Genomic DNA, 18,405 nt, shown 5'->3' with positions numbered 1-18,405 from the left:
AGGATAATGAATACATATATACATATAATTTCTATAAAAAGTATGCTTGACAAACGTTTTCTTATTGTGTTATCATTTATCTATAAAAACTAAATGATAAGTTAGGTGTGTTACTGCAAAGCAGGCGTAAACCTATATACAAATACAAAAGCGATTGTATTTGCATATAAGTTTGCGTCTTTTTTGTTTTCATAGTCTATACGGGAGGGATCATATTGAACAAAAAGAATTTTAGAATATTAAAGATATTAAATAATAACATTATATTAGCTTATGATTTTAAAAATAAAGAAGATACTATACTTATGGGTACAGGTATAGGTTTTGGAAAAAAGGAAAATAAGAAGGTGTATATTTCAGAAGATAAAATAGAAAGATCTTTTGTTGCTTATGATGAAAATGTAAAAAATGAATATTTTAGATTAGTAAAGCAAATAGATTGTAAGATTATAGAAATAAGTGAAAAAATTATAGATATGGCAGAAATGAAATTAGGAGATTTAAATACACATATTCATATTTTATTAACAGATCATATAGGCTTTGCAATTGAGCGTGTAAAATCAGGCCTTGAAATAATCAATCCGTTTATTGATGAAATTAAAATTTTATATCCAGATGAATTTGAGATTGCTTCTAAAGGAATACAAATGATAAAGGAGATTTTAAATGTAGATTTAGGCTATGGAGAGATAGGCTTTATAGCAATGCACCTTCAGTCTGCTAGGAAAAATATCAATGTAAAAGAAACCATGAAAAATGCTAGAATTTTAAATGAGATAATTGAAATAATTGAAGATGGACTAAAGATTAATTTAAATAAGACAGATTTTAATTATAAAAGACTAATAAACCATTTGCAAGGTGCTTTAGATAGAATAAAAAATAATATATGTATAGAAAATCCTCTTTTAGAGAATATAAAGGAGCAGTTTAAGGATTCTTTTGAAATAATCAAAAAAATCAAGATAAAAATAGAAGAAGAGTATGAATTAGAAGTTCCAGAGCAGGAACTTGGTTATATGGCAATTCATATAGAAAGATTGAAAACTAAATGATAAATTAGGTGTGTTACTGATTCATCAGGCGTAAACCTACTAGATGGAAAAAAGAGTGTTTCCGTCTATTGGTTTATGCCTTTTGTTATATAATAAATAATCTTATGAAAAAAAAGGAGGAATTATTATGAGTAGTAATATTTTTGGTAAGTTACAAAAGTTAGGAAAATCTTTAATGCTACCGATAGCTGTAATGCCTGTTGTAGCCATACTTTTAAGACTAGGTGTTTTATGGGGATTACCATTTATAACAGCAGCAGGGGAATCTATTTTTGGAAATCTACCAATTCTATTTGCAATAGGTGTAGCAATAGGCTTTGCAAAAGATAATCAAGGAGCAGCAGGTCTTGCTGGTGCTGTAGGATATTTTATTTTAGATTCTTGTGCAAAATCTATAAATGGGGATATTAATATGGGTGTTTTAGCAGGTATGATTGCAGGTATTTTAGCAGGTAATCTTTATAATAAGTATCATAATATTAAGCTTCCTGATTATTTAGGTTTCTTTAGTGGAAAGCGTTTTGTTCCAATCATAACTGCTTTAGCTTGTATCGCTTTAGGATTTGTGTTTGGTCATGGTTGGCCTTATGTTCAAAATATAATTGATTCTATAGGAAATTGGATAATAGGAGCAGGTGAAGCTGGATTATTTGTATATGGACTATTAAACAGATTATTGATTCCAACAGGTCTTCATCATATCATGAACAGTATAGTTTGGTTTATATTTGGAGAATACAATGGTGTAACAGGAGATTTAAATAGGTTTTTTGCAGGAGATCCAAATGCAGGAATATTTATGACTGGATTTTTCCCTGTAATGATGTTTGGTCTTCCAGCGGCAGCTTTAGCTATGTATACTACAGCTAAGAAGGAAAATAAAAAGTCTGTAGCAGGTGTTTTAGGGTCAGTCGCTTTTACAGCTTTCTTAACTGGTATTACTGAACCATTAGAATTTATGTTTATGTTTATAGCACCAGCTTTATATGTTATTCATGCAATATTAACAGGGATATCTATGGCAGTGACTTATAAGCTAGGTATACTTCATGGTTTCGGTTTTTCTGGGGGAGCAATAGATTATGTAATAAATATGAATTTAGCAACGAAAGGGTGGCTTTTAATACCTATAGGATTGGCATTTGGGGCTGTATACTATTTTGTATTTTTATTTGCAATTAAAAAATTTGATATTAAAACTCCAGGAAGAGAAGATAAAGAGGAAAATACTTCAGTTCATTTAAGCAAGGAAGATAGTATGGATTATCTAGCTAGTGAGTATTTAAAGGCTTTAGGAGGAAAAACAAATATAATAGAATTAGATTCTTGTATAACTAGGCTTAGACTTACACTAAGAGATACTGCTGCTGTTGATGAAGATAAACTAAAGCGTCTAGGAGCATCAGGCGTATTAAAAATTAATGATAAGAACATGCAAGTTATTGTGGGAACAAAGGTAGAGATTTTATCTACAAAAATGAAGAAGCTATTATAATAGCTTCTTCAGGTTCCTAATTTATGATTAAAACTTTTAGGAGATGTTTTTATGAAAGCCATTATAAATGGAAAAATCATTTTAGAAGATGTTATCTTAGAGGGATTTGTACTTTTGTATAATAAAGAAATAATAGATATAGTCAAGAAGGAGGAATTAAAAAAAATAGATAGTATTGAAGAAGTGGTGGATGCAAGAAATAATTATATATCGCCTGGTTTTATAGATTTGCATATTCATGGATCTGCAGGGTTTGACATAATGGATGCTAATTTTGAAGCACTAAATAATATTTCAAAATCCATAGCTAAAACGGGAGTAACATCTTTTTTGCCAACTACAATGACCATGTCTAAATATTCTATCATAAGTGCTTTAGAAAACATAAAAAATTGTATGGATAAGAATTTAGAAGGGGCAAAAATTCAAGGTGTTCATATGGAAGGTCCTTTTATAAGTAAAAAATACAAAGGTGCTCAAAATGAAAAATATATCATAAAACCTGATTATGAATTAATAAAACCCTATTTAGATATTTTAAGAATTATAACCTTTGCACCAGAAGAAGATCTTAACTATGAATTTATAGAAAGCATGAAAAAACATAAAAATATAAGACTTTCTATGGGTCATACAAATGCTACTTTTGAAGAAGCATTAAAAGCGATAGAAAGAGGTGTTACGTATATTACACATACATTTAATGCCATGACAGGATTTCATCATAGAAACCCTGGTGTTGTCGGAGCAGTATTCTCAAAAGATGTATATTGTGAGCTAATAGCAGATACGATTCATGTTCATAAAGGTTTTTTTCAAGCTTTTATAGATATAAATAAAAAGCATAGAATTATTTTAGTTACAGATTCAATGAGAGCAGGATGTATGAAATGTGGAGAATATGAATTAGGAGGACAAAGAGTAGTTGTAGATGAAAAGAGTGCAAGACTTGAGGATGGTACTTTAGCAGGAAGCATACTAAAGTTAAATGAAGCTGTAAGAAACATAAGGGATTATACGGATTATAAATTGAATGAAATCGTAAATATGGTTAGCTTAAATCAAGCAAGGGCTATCAATATAGATGATAAACTAGGAAGTATAGAAAAAGGGAAGGTAGCAGATTTAGTTATTTTCGATAAAAATATAAATATTTTAAAAACCATAGTAGAAGGAAATGCTGTATATGAGGTGAGAAACTAATGAGAATTATTTGTGTTGATGATTATGATGAGATGAGTAAAAAAGCGGCTAATATTGTAGCTAGTCAGATAATTTTAAAGCCTGATAGTATCTTAGGACTTGCTACAGGAGCTACACCTTTAGGTATGTATAAATATCTTGTCAAAACTTATAAAGATGGACATATTGATTTTGAGCAAGTTAAAACTTTTAATTTAGACGAATATTATGGCTTAGATAAGGAAAATAAACAAAGTTATTATTATTATATGCATGAGAACTTTTTTAAATTTATAAATATTAGTAAAGAAAGCGTAAATATACCAAATGGTATGGCGAAAGATATCTATCAAGAATCTTTAGAGTATGAAAGAAAGATAAGACAGTGTGGAGGAATAGACTTACAAGTTTTAGGAATAGGTAGAAATGGACATATAGGATTTAATGAGCCAGATATAAAATTTGAAGCACTTACGCATATGGTTAATTTAGATGAACAGACTATAAATGATAATTCAAGATTTTTTGATTCTATGGAAGATGTTCCTACTAAAGCAATTAGTATGGGGATAAAAACTATCATGCATGCTAGAAAAATACTTCTTTTAGCTAGTGGAAAAGAAAAAGCAGATGCTATTTATGGGGCTATCTATGGAAAAATAACTCCTAAACTTCCAGCATCTGTATTACAACTGCATCCAGATGTAATGTTTATAGTGGATAAGGAAGCTGCATCTAAATTAAACTTAGAAAAAATTAATGAAGTGTATTTATAGGAGGATGTATCATGTTTAATATGTTCAGAAAAAATAAAGTATTTAGTATAAGATCACCCTTTGAAGGAGAAATTCGAGATATAACGACAGTAAGTGACCAAGCTTTCTCAAATAAGTTACTTGGAGATGGAGTTGCAGTAAAACCAAAAAACAATATTGCTGTTGCTCCTTGTGATGGAAAGATTACTCAAATTTTTCCTACGAATCATGCTTTTGGTATAACTACAGAAGAAGGATTAGAAATATTGGTTCACATAGGTATAGATACAGTAGATTTAAAAGGAGAAGGATTCAAAAGACTTGTAGAAGTCGGAAGTAAAGTGAAAAAAGGAACAGGAATTATTGAAGTTAATTTAGCATATATAAAAAACTCAGGAAAGGATACCATTACGCCAATTGTTATAACGAATATGGATAAAGTAGAAAGTTTAGATAAGAATTTTAATAATGGAGAAGAAATATTAAAAATTAAGATAAAAAAATAGATGAATCAAATGAAATGATTCTATGTAAAGTCAGTAAGATTTAAAAAGAAGTTAGATTAAATAATATTTTTAATTATAAATCCCCTGCTTTCAGATAAAAAAAGCAGGGGATATTTATTAAAATATTATATGTGCCATAAACACAATTATTGGCAGCGTAATGAGAGTACGTTCAATAAATATAATGATTAAGTCTTTTATAGAAACAGGGATCTTTGAACCTAAAAGTAATCCACCAACTTCAGACATGTAAATAAGCTGAGTAACAGAAACGCATGCTATAACAAATCGAGTTAGCTCACTTTTAATAGAAGTTCCTATAACTGAAGGAAGGAACATATCTGCAAACCCTACAACAAGTGTTTGGGAAGCTTCTTTTGCTTCTGGTACTTGTAAAAGTTTTAATAAAGGGATAAAAGGTAATCCTAACCATTTGAATATAGGAGTATACTCAGCAAAAACTAGTGCAAGTGTTCCCATAGCCATAACTACAGGTGCTACTCCTAGCCACATATCAAGAATATTTTGAACTCCTTGTTTTATGAAGTTCATAGGATTATCATTTTTACTAGCTTTTTCTACTGCTTTTTCTAGACCCCATTTAAAAGAAGAATAGTTTTTTGGAATTGCTTCTGAATCATCTTTTTTCACATTGTTAAAATATGTGTCAGGTTTTTTTGATAGGGGTGGTATACGTGGTGTTATCATTGCTGCTGTTATTCCAGCTAAAAGAATCGTTAAATAAAATGGAACAAACATGTGTCCAAGATTCACTTGAGAAATTACTACAAGGCTGAAAGTTATTGAAACGGCTGAGAAGGTTGTCCCAATAACAGCTGCTTCTCTTTTTGTATAATAACCGTCCTCATATTGCTTGCTTGTAAGAAGTACGCCGATTGTTCCATCTCCAAGCCAAGATGCAATACAGTCTATTGAAGAACGTCCAGGCAAAGTAAAAATAGGACGCATTATTTTTGTAAGCAAAGCACCGAAAAATTCTAACAATCCAAAATCTAATAATAATGGTATAAACATACCTGCAAAAAGAAACACTGCAAATAAAATAGGAAGTAAATCATTTAATAAAAGACCACCTGTATTTTCTGACCAGATCCACTCAGGACCTATCTTGTAAAATGTAGAAATTGCAAATATAGTACCTAGAATACGAGAACTAAACCATAATGGAGATACATTAAATAATGTATTTAAAAACTTACTGTTTAAAATCATTTGAGGTTTAAATAGTTTTGTAATAATTGTACCTAAAAAAGTAATACATATAATTCCTGTCATAATTGCTGGTAATAGATTGTTAAGATGCTTTAAAACAAAATTAGAAAGTATTGCAATAGGAATTGTAACTTCTCCATGATATAAAATGGGCGTCATGAAAAGCAGAGTGCCTATTAATGATGGTATGATAAATTTTAGTAAGTTAGTTGATGAATAATTAAAATTTATTGGTTTTTCCATAGTTTTACTCCTTTACTGTGAATATTTATGCGACAATACTCGTCTATTATAATGCATAAATATAAAATTGCCAAGAGATAAAATACAAAAGATAATAGGTGATTTTTGTAAAAAAAAAACATCTCTGCTTAGGTCAATGTAGATCTAAGCAGAGCCCAGTTATACAAGATTACAAGGGAATTTTATTAAAGATTTCTAGAGGTCAGTATTCAAATATGCTTCTAACTTTTTATTATATAGATTTATAAGCTCGTAAGCTAAATTTTCATCAATTTTTCCATTAGCAGAAGGGGTTTGAAAAATTCTTTTTGGCAATTTTATATTTTTTAAATCAAACTTAAGCATTTTCTTAATTTTTAATTTTGTTTTATAAATTTTATCTGCGATAGTAGTTAGATCATTTTCAGTTAAATTATAACCAATAGTATTTAATGCAAGAAGAATTGTATTTTTATCATATACTTTTCTTGCAAATAAGCAAATAATAAGGGAATTTAATATACATCTTTCTCTTTCCTCATAAAAGATCATTTCAATAAGCTTTTCTTTATCAAATTCTTCCATTGATTGATCTATGGAATAACCAGCGTTACATAAATGAGAATGTCTAGCTCCAACAGTATGTCCAACGATAGAACCATATCCTGTATGATATCCAGGAGTTTCATTCCCTGCAAATTGAACAGCAAAATCCATTCCTCCATATTTTTGAGAAGCTTTATAAGAACCTTTTGATAAAATTTTATAAAATTCATTCGTATTTGCTGCCATATATTCAACTGCTTTTATATAATTTTTTACATGGCCATATTTAAGAGGAATTATAGTATGGTCATTGGTAATAAGTCCTTTTTTATAACTTTCAGTAGCCCACCCTAATACAACACCCGTAGAAATAGCATCAAATCCCATTTGTTCGACTTTCTCTATAAGTTCTAAAATAGCATCCGTTGTATTTATTCCTAAATAACTACCTAATGCAAATATCAATTCATAATCATAGGCAACATTTACCGATTCAAATTCATAACCTTCATCGAATTCTCTTCTAAACTGGCCTATATGTATACAACCTACTGGACAGCTTGTACAAGCCATTTTTCTTATAAGATTTTTTTGGGCAAATTTTTCTCCAGATATATTTTCTGCATATTCAAAATGGTTTTCTGTTAAATTTCTTGTAGGGAATGAACCGATTTTGTTCATAGGTAAAACATTTACAGAAGTGCCAAGATCATGATATTTTTTCATTAATTTTGTTTCTGTAACTTTTTTATATATTTCTTTATAAACTTTAAAGTATTCTTTAAAGTTTTCAATTTGAATACTTTGATCACCAATTGTTACGATAGCTTTTAGATTTTTACTACCAAATAGGGCTCCAAGTCCAAGACGTCCAAAATGTCTGTATGTATCTACACATACATTTGCAAAGCTTGAAAGATTTTCACCTGCAGGACCAATTCGAAGTATACTTCTTTTTCCTTCTCCAGATTCTCTTTCTCTAATAATTCTTCCAGTTTCATCTGTACAAAGTCCCCATAAAGCTCTAGCATCTTTAAAAGCTATATTATTACTTTTTATGGTTAAATAAGTTGGCTTTTTGCTTTTTCCAGTAATAACAACTGCATCATAACCTGCAAAAAGAAGAGTCATAGCCATTCTTCCACCTGCGTAGCTTTCACCAAGTTCCATTGTTAAAGGAGAATAAAACATAGCAACAGTTTTTGTAATAACAGGAAATATTGAAGATGCTGCTCCAATAGCAAATATAATAGGTTGATTTTCATCTAATGGATGTAACTGAGGTTTTATATTTTCTTCTAAAAGTTTTGAAGCAACGCCTACTCCACCTAAATATTCACATAGATCTTGTCTGTGTTTTACGCTTATTTTTTTACTTGATAAATCAATATATAAAACGCTTATATAATTTTTATAAATCATCATCTACTTCCTCCATTCTTAAACATGCATGAGGGCAAAATTTAGTACAAATACCACAATGCTTACAAATAATAGGTTTTTTAGATTCTTCATCAAAGGAAATAGCACCGACTATACACGCAGATACGCATTTTTTACATCCAATACACACTTCTTCATTTAATATAACTCCACCACCACTTCTTTTTTCTAAAGCTTTTGATGGGCAGCTTTCTAGGCAAGCTCTTTCATCTTTGCAAGCTACACAAACCGTACTTGTAAATTTACCACTTAATCCTCCACTTGTTTTAATTTTGATAGCGCTTTTTTCTAAAGAATGATGCTTATAATTTATGCAAGAACAACTCAGCATACAAGAATAACAGCCTATACATTTATTCATGCCATCTGCTTTTATAATTTTAGCCATTTTATCACCTCATATAAAAATGTAGGTTTCTATGAAAAAATAATACCTTAATATATCTTTCCTAATAAGGTAAATAATTATTTCAAAAAAAAACTCCTTTCTGGCTTGAATATTATTAATTCTTGCCAGAAAGGAGAATCTATTTACATTTCAGTATTGTTTAGTTATTTCTTAAAATATCCATTGGAATTCCCCAAAATTTAGCTTGGGTTATAGCAAGGTTATTATGAAATTTGTTATTACGATTTTGTAGATTCAAATTATTAAAGTTAAAACCTATTCCATAGAATTTAGCTTCATCATATAAAATATTATTTTCAAAAGTTATATTTCTAGAATTGTTATTAATTAGAGATATAGTAGTAATTATCAGCGTAAGCAATATTATTAAAATGCTTGCTTTGTTAATTATTTTCAATGGAACATCCTTCTTTCTTATAATAGATTATCAATTGTATAGTTTTATTATAGGTTTTCAGGGTCTTTAGAAAAATAAATCCTTTGACTCATATTTTTTGCTTTTTGAATTTCGTCTTGAATTTCATCTATTTTTTTCATGATAATTTCCATTTCAATTTTGGGTATATTATAGTATAGAAATAAATCTTCAAATTGTTTTATAGTCCTATTTAATTTACTATTTATTTCAATAAATGTATTAATATTTCGACTATTGACTGCGCTTTTAAATTGTTCTAAATCTATTTTAATAAGTTCAACAACATCTGATTCACATTCAAATACTCTTAGTGGTAAAGGATAAGGCTTGATTCTTTCTAAAAAATATTTACCTTTTTTATTAATATTATATACGTATACTAATTCGATTCCTCCAACATTAAATTTTACATAACACATTTTGCTATTAACCTGTTCAACCTTTGCGCCTAATTGTATGAGTTTCATATCATGTTGGCTTGCTTCAGCATTTACATACTTTCTCATACCGAACACCTCACTTTTAATTAGCTTTAATAAGATTCTAACATAAATATTTAAATTTGGTAATAGGTAAGATTGATAAAAACAAAAAATTTACAATTTGCAGAAATATTAAACAAACAAGAAAAATTTTAAGAATGAATAATAAAATCTATATCAATTCATGTAAAATGAAGATAAATCAAAATAAATGCAATATTATAAGTTTTGAATATGTTTTCTTATGTAGTAAAATAGAAATATTAGATTATTTTATTTAGGAGATGAAGACTATGTTACACAATCATTTAACTATTGCACTCATAATATTTACATTAACTTATGGAGCTATAGTATCAGAAAAAATTAACAGAACTGCGGTTGCTCTCTTAGGAGCTGTGCTTATGTTAATTTTCAAAGTTATCTCTCAAGATTTTGCTTTTGAAGTGATTGATTTTAATACTTTAGGGTTATTGATCGGTATGATGATAATCGTTAATATTTTAAAAAGAACAGGGATATTTCAATATTTAGCTATTAGAACAGCAAAAAAATCAAATGGAGATCCATGGAGAATTATTCTTTTGTTTTCAGTTATTACAGCTCTTTCTTCAGCCTTATTAGATAATGTGACTACTATTTTACTTATTGCTCCAGTAACATTAGTAATAACAGATACATTAAATGTAAATCCAATTCCGTTTTTAATTCCGGAAATATTAGCTGCTAATATTGGTGGAACTACTACACTTATAGGAGATCCACCTAATATAATGATTGGTGGAGCAACTAACTTGGGTTTTATAGACTTTATTGTGAACCTTTTCCCTGTTGTTTTAGTAATATTTATCATCACATTATTTTTGTTAAAGCTTATATTTAGAAATAGTTTGAAAGTTAATGAAGAGAATAAAAGAAAAATAGCATCTTTAAGTGAAGAAAAAGCTATAAAAGACAAAGTTTTATTAATAAAAAGTATAAGTGTTTTGATTTTAACAATGATTGGTTTTACTGTACATCAAATTTTAGGTTTTGAATCTGCTACAATTGCTATGTTTGGTGCAGCAATTTTGCTACTAATAAGTAATATTGAGCCAGAAGAAATATTATTAGAAGTAGAGTGGCCAACTATATTTTTCTTTGCTGCATTATTTATTTTGGTTGGAGCTTTAGAAGAAGTTGGAGTCATAAAATTTATGGCAACAAAATTAATTAAATTAACAAAAGGAAATACATTCGTTACAACAATGTTAATATTGTGGTTATCTGCAATAGCATCTTCTTTTCTGGATAATATACCGTTTGTTGCTACTATGATTCCCTTAATTAAAAATTTAGAAGTAATTTCAGATGTCAATTTAGTTCCATTATGGTGGGCATTAGCTTTAGGTGCTTGTCTTGGAGGAAATGGAACTTTAGTTGGAGCTTCTGCTAATGTTATAGTTGCAGGTATATTAGAAAGACGATGTAATAAATTATCTTTTGCTGAATATATGAAGGTTGGTTTTCCACTTATGATAGTTTCAATTATATTATCATCGATTTATTTAATTGTTTTTTATTTATAGACGAAATGGAAATCTCTATTTTAGAGATTTCCATTCTGTATTTATATAAGATTAGTATAAAATATAGTTTTATTGATTAATGTAAAAAGTGTTGAAAGTTTTTATAACATACGTTATAATTTCATTGAAAGACGAACTATTGATATAAATAAACGATTATTGTTCACTTGTATAAATCTAGCAATAGGGGCTGGATGTTTCTACCGAACTACCGTAAATAGTTGTAGACTATAAGTGTTATGTGCTTATTTTCAAGGTAATCTTTATGATTTTAATCTTAATTTTCCCTCTTTACAATAGGTTATGTAAAAGCTGATAAACTAAAGATAATTCGATTTATTATAGATAATATTCGGTAATAAACGAATAAAATCAAGTTTTTTAGATGTTAAAATAATAAAAATTGTATGAGGGAAGAATAATTAATGATTTTTTTAGGGAGATGATTATTTTGAAGTATGATGTAATAGTGGTAGGCGCTGGTCCATCAGGAATTTTTACGGCATTAGAACTTATTAGGCAAAAATCTAGTAAAAAAGTCTTAATTATTGAAAAAGGAAGAAGTATAGAGAAAAGACATTGTCCTAAAGAAGAAACAGAGGTATGTGTTTCATGTAAACCATATTGTCATATTACAACAGGCTTTTCAGGTGCAGGCGCTTTTTCAGATGGAAAATTGTCTTTAAGCTATGAGGTGGGAGGAGAGTTGCCAAGTTTAATTGGAAGCAGTAAAGCACAGGATTTGATTAATTATACGGATAAGATTTATCTAGAATTTGGAGCAGATCCAAAAGTAGAAGGGTTAGAAAACAATGATGCTATTAAAGAGATTAGAAGAAAAGCTATAGAAGCAGGGCTTAAATTAGTTGACTGTCCTATTAGGCATCTAGGAACAGAAAAAGCACAGGAAATATATTTTAAAATACAAAATTATCTTATAAAGTCAGGTGTAGAAATAAAATTTAATACAGTTGTAAAAGATATTGTTATTGAAGAAGGAGTAGCGAAGGGAGTAAAAATAGCGAACTCACAAACTAAAGAAAATGAAGAAATACTATATGGAAATAAAATCATTATTGCCACAGGTAGAAAAGGGGCAGATTGGCTGAAGGATATGTGTGTAAAACATGGAATCAATCATAGTGCTGGAACTGTGGATATTGGTGTACGTGTTGAAGTAAGGAATGAAATTATGGAAAAAGTTAATAATGTGCTTTATGAATCAAAGCTTATAGGATATCCAGAGCCATTTAGGAATAAAGTTAGGACTTTTTGTCAAAATCCAGGAGGCTTTGTTAGTCAAGAAAATTACGATAATGATTTAGCAATAGTGAATGGACATTCGTATAAAGATAAAAAATCTGAGAATACAAATTTGGCTATATTAAGCTCACATAATTTTTCACAACCATTTAATCAACCGATCCAATACGGGAAGAAAGTAGCAGAATTAGTAAATATGCTAGGAAATGGTAAAATATTGGTACAAAGATATGGAGATATATTAGATGGAAAGAGAACTTGGCAGCATGAATTAGACCAGTCAAATGTAAAACCTACACTGCCTGATGCTATAGCTGGAGATGTAACATCTGCTATTCCTTATAGACCTATGATGAATATTTTAAACTTTATTAAGGCAATGAATACAGTGGTGCCTGGTTTTGCAAGTAGAGAAACATTATTATATGGTCCAGAAATAAAGTTTTATAGCAATAAAATAAATTTAGATCAAAATTTTGAAACAAATATAAAACGACTACATTGTTTAGGAGATTCAAGTGGTTGGACAAGAGGTTTAATGATGGCATCTGTTATGGGTGTATTGATGGGGCAAATGATTGCTGAAGAAAAATAGAATAAAATATTTAAATTTTACTATAAAAATAGCATCCAAGATTGGGTGCTATTTTTATAAAGAAGTTAGAGCTACTATATAAATGAAAATTCTACATAAATTGACACAAAACTATAAAGATTTATTATATAATGTTATAATAATAAATTGTTATAAAAATAAGGAAGCAAATAAAACGATTTTACTATGCATATAGAAAAGCAGAAGGGAGATAATCGAAAGAAAAAATTATGATTGAAAAAATATTTGAAAAAAGAAAATCTGTAATTCTAGTGGTAGATGACTCAAAATTAATGCGTGCTACCTTTCGGCAATTTTTGAAAAATGAAGGTTATGATGTTATTGAAGCTAAAAATGGAATAGAGGCACTTTATATTTTTAAAGAAATAAAACCAGATATTGTTTTGATGGATTTTGTAATGCCAGGAATCGATGGTGTTAATGCTTGTGCACAATTACAGAAATTACCTGATGGAAAGAATACTCCTGTGATTATGATTACCTCTTTGGAAGATGAAAATTCTGTAAATTTAGCCTTTGAGGCTGGAGCAACTGATTATATTAGTAAACCTATTAATTGGGCTGTTTTACGCCAGCGTTTAAAACGTTTATTACATGCAAGACATATGGAGATAACACTAAATCAAAGTGAAGCATTTGCCCGTTCCATAATAGATCATGCAAACGAAGGAATTATTACTATAGATATTGATGGGATTATAAAATATATAAATCCTGCAACTGAACAAATTTTTGGATATTTGTCTAGTGAAATAATAGGAAAAAACATTTGTGTGCTTATTCCAAACTTTAATTATTGTGATAACTTTAATAACAATGCTAAATTAATGGATATGAACAAGGAAATAATTGGGCATCGAAAGGATCATTCTACATTACCTATTGACCTTACAATAAGCAAGTTTTATGTAGAAGAAAAGTGTTTTTTTACTTTGATGCTTAGAGACATTACAGAACGAAAACAGTATGAAGAAATGATTAAATATCAAGCTTTTTACGACTCGTTAACAGATCTACCAAATCGACTTTTGTTAAAAGAACGTATAACTTTTGAGATTTCTCATGCGAAACATACGAATCAGAAGCTAGCTGTAATGTATCTTGATTTAGACAGGTTTAAGCTCATTAATGATACGCTTGGTCATGATACAGGAGATAAATTATTAAAAGAAATAGCTGGAAGATTAAAAAGTTGTATAGGTGAAGATGATACGGTTGCTCGCCTAGGCGGGGATGAGTTTGTAATTTTATTACAAGGAATAAAGCATGAGGAAAAGGTTGCTAAAATTGCTAATAAAATTCTTGAAGGAATTAGACAGCCCTTAATAATTGACAATCATGAGCTTTATATTACTATTAGTATTGGTGTTGCTATTTATCCTGATGATGGTGAAGATGATGAAACTTTATTGACAAATGCTGACGTTGCTATGTATAGAGCAAAAGAAAAAGGGAAAAATAATTTTCAGTTATATACATCATCTTTAAATGATAAAGCTCTTGAACGATTAGCACTAGAAAATAGTTTGCGTCGTGCTTTAGAATATAAAGAATTTGTAGTTTATTATCAACCAAAAGTAAATACGAAAACTGAAAAAATAATTGGAATGGAAGCTTTGATACGTTGGCAGCATCCTAAATGGGGATTGGTGCCTCCACAAAAATTTATTCCCTTAGCTGAAGAAACAGGATTGATTGTACCTATAGGTGAATGGGTATTGCGTACTGCTTGTGCTCAAAATAAAGCCTTACAAAATGCCGGATTACCTCCCTTAACTGTAGCAGTTAATCTTTCAGCACGTCAATTTGAATTACAAGATTTAACTAAAATGGTCTCAAAAATATTAGAGGAAACAGGATTAGAGCCGAAATATTTAGAGTTAGAAATTACAGAAAGTATAGCTATGAAGAATATAGAGCATACCCTTAAGATGATTAACGAACTAAAAGATATGGGAGTCAAGTTTTCTATAGATGACTTTGGCACTGGATACTCTTCTTTGAGTCAATTAAATAGCTTTGCGATAAACAAACTAAAAATTGATAAGTCTTTTGTAAGTAAGATCGATGGAAAAAAAGGGAATTCAATCATTGCTTCAACAGTGTTAGCTTTAGGAAAAAGTCTTGAATTAGGAGTTGTTGCTGAAGGTGTAGAAACGAAAGAACAGGTTGAGTTCTTAAAACAAAATGATTGTGATGAAATGCAAGGATATTTTTTTGGCAAGCCTATGTCTAATGAAGATTTTGAAAAATTTTATTATAATAAACTAAAAGAAAGTTGATTGAGGTATTTTAATAAAGATAATCAATAAATTCCCCAGTATATTAAATATGCTGGGGAAATTTTTCTAATAATGGTTGAAACACATTTTGGAATTAAAAAATAAAGAGTATTTTTTAATGTATAAAATAAGAACTATAGATAAAATTAATAATATTTTTTTTCGTATAGATAGAATAAATGATAGGAGTAATTTTAGTATGCTATACTGTAGTAAGGGAAATTATAAACTATGGAAAAGGGGTTGTATAAATGAAAAAATTACTAAGTATTATTACTATTATAGCTTTACTTTTGAGTCTTGTACTTACTGGATGTGGTAGCAAAGTAAATAGTAATGAAGAGGCTTCAAATAATGAATTTAAGTCACAAATATTATTTAAAGGATCTTCTACGCTGGCTCCTGTAATTGCAAAGATTTCTACTAATTTTATTGAAAAATATAAAACTTGGGATAAAGTAGATAAAGATTTTCCAAATAAAAGCTTAGATATATTTGTTTCAGCAGGAGGTTCTTCAGCAGGAGTAAAGGCGGTTATAGATGGAAGTAGTGATTTTGGAATGGTTTCAAGATCTGTTTCTGATGAAGAAAAAGGGAAAATAGAGGGATATAAAGAATTTAAAATAGGGTTAGATGCCTTAACTATATCTGTAAATCCAGAAAATAAAGTATATGAAGTGAAAAAGAGCTTATCCACAGAAGAAATTCAAAAGATTTTTTCTGGAGAATATAAATATTGGGATGAATTAGATAGTAGTTTGGCACATGAAGAAATTGTTATTGTCACAAGAGACTTAGGTGGAGGTGCTCATAAAGTATTCCAAAAGAAGGTTATGGGTGATAAAAAAGTTAGAGAAGATGCTATCCAAGCTCCTTCAATGGGTGCATTAGTTACAAAAATCATGGAAAATAAAAACGCAATTGGATATGCATCTTATGGAATGGTAAATCAAAATACTGGAAAAATTATTCCATTAGATGTAGATGGAGTATCTCCAACAAAGGAAAATATTATAAGTGGTGATTACAAAATTTCTAGACCTCTTTTAGTAATAAAAAAAGGAGAGCTATTACCACAAGAAAAAGCTTTTATAGATTTTCTTCTATCAGAGGAAGGTATGAAAATAGTTGAGAAAATGGGATTTGTTCCTGCAAAATAAATAAAATTCAGAAGGATTTCCTTCTGAATTTTATTTATTCATTTTTATGATTTTTGAGGATGTGAATATATGCATAGGAAATTTGAAAAAATATTTGCTATTATTATAAAATTACTTACTTTCTTTTCTATCATTATGCTTAGCTTTATTATTATATTTATTATAAAAGAAAGTATACCTGTTTTTAAGAAAGTTTCGTTATTAGATTTTTTATTTAAAATGGAATGGAATCCTTTAGGGGAACCCCAAAGTATATCGATATTTCCAATGATTTTAGCAAGTATTTATGTATCTTTATTAGCGATTATAATAGCTCTTCCTATTGGTGTAGGATCTGCAATATTCTTATCTAGCGTTTTAAGTGAAAAAATAAGAAAAATATTAAAGCCTGCTATTGATATATTAGCAGGCATTCCATCTGTTATTTATGGATTGATTGGATTATTGGTACTTGTAAAATTCTTTGAAGTTAATTTTGATTTTTCATCTGGAGAATCTGTCTTAGCAGGAGGAATATTACTTTCTATTATGATTCTTCCTTATATTATTTCTACATGTGATGAATCAATGATCAGAATTAGCAAGCAATATAAAATTATGTCAGAAGGCTTGGGTGTATCTAAATGGCATATGATTCGTTATCTGATTTTACCTGCATCTAAAAAAAGTATTTTTGCTGGAAGTATTTTAGCTTTAGGAAGGGCAATGGGAGAGACTATGGCTGTCATGATGGTTATAGGAAATAGTCCAGTTTTACCAAAGCTTTTTGGAAAAGCCCAAACTATATCAGCTCTTATTGCATTGGAGATGGGGGGAGCTGAGGTAGATAGTCTTCATTATCATGCTTTATTTGCTGCAGGCTTTGTATTGATGATGATTCTTTTTTTTATAAACATGATTTTTCACTATATAATAAAGAATATAGATTTATGATTTATGTTTATATGTAGTTAAGGAAGTGAACAATAGTATGAAAAAAAATAAAAGACATATAGGAATAAAACTATGGAGTATAATAAGCGGAATAATACTTATAGTTTTAGTTTTATACATTAATATCTATATTTTTTATAAGGGTATACATGGATTAAATTATAAGTTTTTATTTTATATGCCAAAGGGGTTTCCTATTGGAACAGAGGGAGGAATATTTCCTGCTATTATAGGAAGTATTTACTTTACAGTAATTGCTTGTTTTTTTGCTAGTATGATTGCTATAGCGACAGCTTTATATCTTAATTTTTATTGTAGCAATAAAAAAATATATGGAATTATTCATATTGTCATTCAATCTACAGCAGGTATTCCATCAATTGTTTTGGGGTTATTTGGATATACTTTCTTAGTTGTTCATTTAAATTTAGGAATATCGTTATTATCTGGTGGGATTGTTTTAGGTATCATGATTTTTCCATTTATAGAAGTAAGAGTGGAAAAAATACTAGAGGAAATCAATAAAGATTTAGTATATGCTTCTTATGCTTTAGGTATTTCAAAATCATATACTTTTTTTAAAGTTATAATACCCATGTGTTTTAGTGAGATTCTATCTTCTATAGCTTTAGCAGGAGGTTTTGCTATGGGTGCAACAGCTCCTATAATGTTTACAGGAGGTGTTGTTTATGCACCTGTCCCTAATAGTTTACTTTCTCCTGCAATGGCTTTTGCCATATCACTTATATATATTAATAGGAGAAGGGATATCGATAGAAAATGCATATAAAACAGCTTCTATATTATTATTATTTCTCTTAATTTTGAATAGTT

Annotated in this window: 16 protein-coding genes and 1 riboswitch; of the genes, 11 read left to right on the top strand and 5 right to left on the bottom strand. The window is 29.1% G+C overall.

Annotation, left to right across the window (positions count from 1 at the left end; genetic code table 11):
* Window positions 1–215 precede the first annotated feature (215 nt).
* The 5 genes from FQB35_RS08570 (at window position 216) to FQB35_RS08550 (ending at window position 4,996) form a co-directional block, all read left to right on the top strand.
* A complete protein-coding gene (locus FQB35_RS08570) occupies window positions 216–1,058 on the top strand; it encodes a PRD domain-containing protein (RefSeq protein WP_148809579.1) in 843 nt (280 codons plus the stop codon).
* Between the two features lie 121 nt (window positions 1,059–1,179).
* Entirely contained in the window at window positions 1,180–2,553 is a 1,374-nt protein-coding gene (gene nagE / locus FQB35_RS08565) for an N-acetylglucosamine-specific PTS transporter subunit IIBC (protein ID WP_408625500.1), read from the top strand.
* Window positions 2,554–2,604: 51 nt separating this feature from the next.
* Complete coding sequence (gene nagA / locus FQB35_RS08560; RefSeq protein WP_148809578.1) at window positions 2,605–3,756, top strand: N-acetylglucosamine-6-phosphate deacetylase; 1,152 nt, start codon at window positions 2,605–2,607, stop codon at window positions 3,754–3,756.
* The gene (gene nagB / locus FQB35_RS08555; protein ID WP_148809577.1) at window positions 3,756–4,511 is read left to right on the top strand and encodes a glucosamine-6-phosphate deaminase; all 756 of its coding nucleotides are present in this window, start codon (window positions 3,756–3,758) and stop codon (window positions 4,509–4,511) included. Before nagA ends, nagB begins: the two co-directional genes overlap by 1 nt.
* 11 nt (window positions 4,512–4,522) lie before the next feature.
* Window positions 4,523–4,996 carry a PTS sugar transporter subunit IIA gene (locus FQB35_RS08550; protein ID WP_148809576.1) on the top strand — a complete coding sequence of 158 codons (474 nt, stop codon included), beginning with the start codon at window positions 4,523–4,525 and terminating at the stop codon, window positions 4,994–4,996.
* 117 nt (window positions 4,997–5,113) lie between these two features.
* Here FQB35_RS08550 and FQB35_RS08545 read toward each other — a convergent pair whose 3' ends face one another.
* The 5 genes from FQB35_RS08545 to FQB35_RS08525 form a co-directional block, all read right to left on the bottom strand.
* Window positions 5,114–6,472: a YjiH family protein gene (locus tag FQB35_RS08545; RefSeq protein ID WP_148809575.1), complete on the bottom strand. Its 1,359-nt coding sequence runs from the start codon at window positions 6,470–6,472 to the stop codon at window positions 5,114–5,116.
* Between the two features lie 195 nt (window positions 6,473–6,667).
* Complete coding sequence (locus tag FQB35_RS08540; protein ID WP_231701766.1) at window positions 6,668–8,422, bottom strand: aldehyde ferredoxin oxidoreductase N-terminal domain-containing protein; 1,755 nt, start codon at window positions 8,420–8,422, stop codon at window positions 6,668–6,670.
* On the bottom strand, window positions 8,409–8,828 hold the full coding sequence (locus FQB35_RS08535; RefSeq protein WP_148809573.1) for a 4Fe-4S binding protein: 420 nt from the start codon (window positions 8,826–8,828) through the stop codon (window positions 8,409–8,411). The genes FQB35_RS08540 and FQB35_RS08535 overlap by 14 nt, the downstream gene beginning before the upstream one ends.
* Before the next feature lie 160 nt (window positions 8,829–8,988).
* Window positions 8,989–9,246 carry a hypothetical protein gene (locus FQB35_RS08530; RefSeq protein ID WP_148809572.1) on the bottom strand — a complete coding sequence of 86 codons (258 nt, stop codon included), beginning with the start codon at window positions 9,244–9,246 and terminating at the stop codon, window positions 8,989–8,991.
* A gap of 47 nt (window positions 9,247–9,293) precedes the next feature.
* Window positions 9,294–9,773 carry a hypothetical protein gene (locus tag FQB35_RS08525; RefSeq protein ID WP_148809571.1) on the bottom strand — a complete coding sequence of 160 codons (480 nt, stop codon included), beginning with the start codon at window positions 9,771–9,773 and terminating at the stop codon, window positions 9,294–9,296.
* A 269-nt stretch (window positions 9,774–10,042) separates the two neighbouring features.
* On the opposite strand from FQB35_RS08525, the gene FQB35_RS08520 reads away from it, so the two are divergent.
* The 6 genes from FQB35_RS08520 (at window position 10,043) to FQB35_RS08495 (ending at window position 18,361) form a co-directional block, all read left to right on the top strand.
* Window positions 10,043–11,317, top strand: coding sequence for an ArsB/NhaD family transporter (locus FQB35_RS08520; protein ID WP_148809570.1), 1,275 nt, complete (start codon window positions 10,043–10,045; stop codon window positions 11,315–11,317).
* A gap of 147 nt (window positions 11,318–11,464) precedes the next feature.
* Window positions 11,465–11,568: riboswitch (purine riboswitch) on the top strand.
* A gap of 200 nt (window positions 11,569–11,768) precedes the next feature.
* Entirely contained in the window at window positions 11,769–13,175 is a 1,407-nt protein-coding gene (locus FQB35_RS08515; protein ID WP_148809569.1) for an NAD(P)/FAD-dependent oxidoreductase, read from the top strand.
* 230 nt (window positions 13,176–13,405) lie between these two features.
* On the top strand, window positions 13,406–15,478 hold the full coding sequence (locus FQB35_RS08510; RefSeq protein ID WP_148809568.1) for an EAL domain-containing protein: 2,073 nt from the start codon (window positions 13,406–13,408) through the stop codon (window positions 15,476–15,478).
* Window positions 15,479–15,729: 251 nt separating this feature from the next.
* Window positions 15,730–16,638, top strand: a complete 909-nt coding sequence (locus FQB35_RS08505) for a phosphate ABC transporter substrate-binding protein (RefSeq protein WP_148809567.1) — start codon at window positions 15,730–15,732, stop codon at window positions 16,636–16,638.
* Between the two features lie 69 nt (window positions 16,639–16,707).
* Complete coding sequence (gene pstC / locus FQB35_RS08500) at window positions 16,708–17,571, top strand: phosphate ABC transporter permease subunit PstC (protein WP_148809566.1); 864 nt, start codon at window positions 16,708–16,710, stop codon at window positions 17,569–17,571.
* A gap of 37 nt (window positions 17,572–17,608) precedes the next feature.
* A complete protein-coding gene (locus tag FQB35_RS08495; RefSeq protein WP_231701765.1) occupies window positions 17,609–18,361 on the top strand; it encodes a PstA family ABC transporter permease in 753 nt (250 codons plus the stop codon).
* Window positions 18,362–18,405 lie beyond the last annotated feature (44 nt).

Source organism: Crassaminicella thermophila, from assembly GCF_008152325.1.
In the GTDB taxonomy this organism is placed as follows: Bacteria; Bacillota; Clostridia; order Peptostreptococcales; family Thermotaleaceae; genus Crassaminicella_A; species Crassaminicella_A thermophila.
Note: the sequence above shows the minus strand (reverse complement) of the source record. Positions and strands in the feature narration are given on the sequence as shown.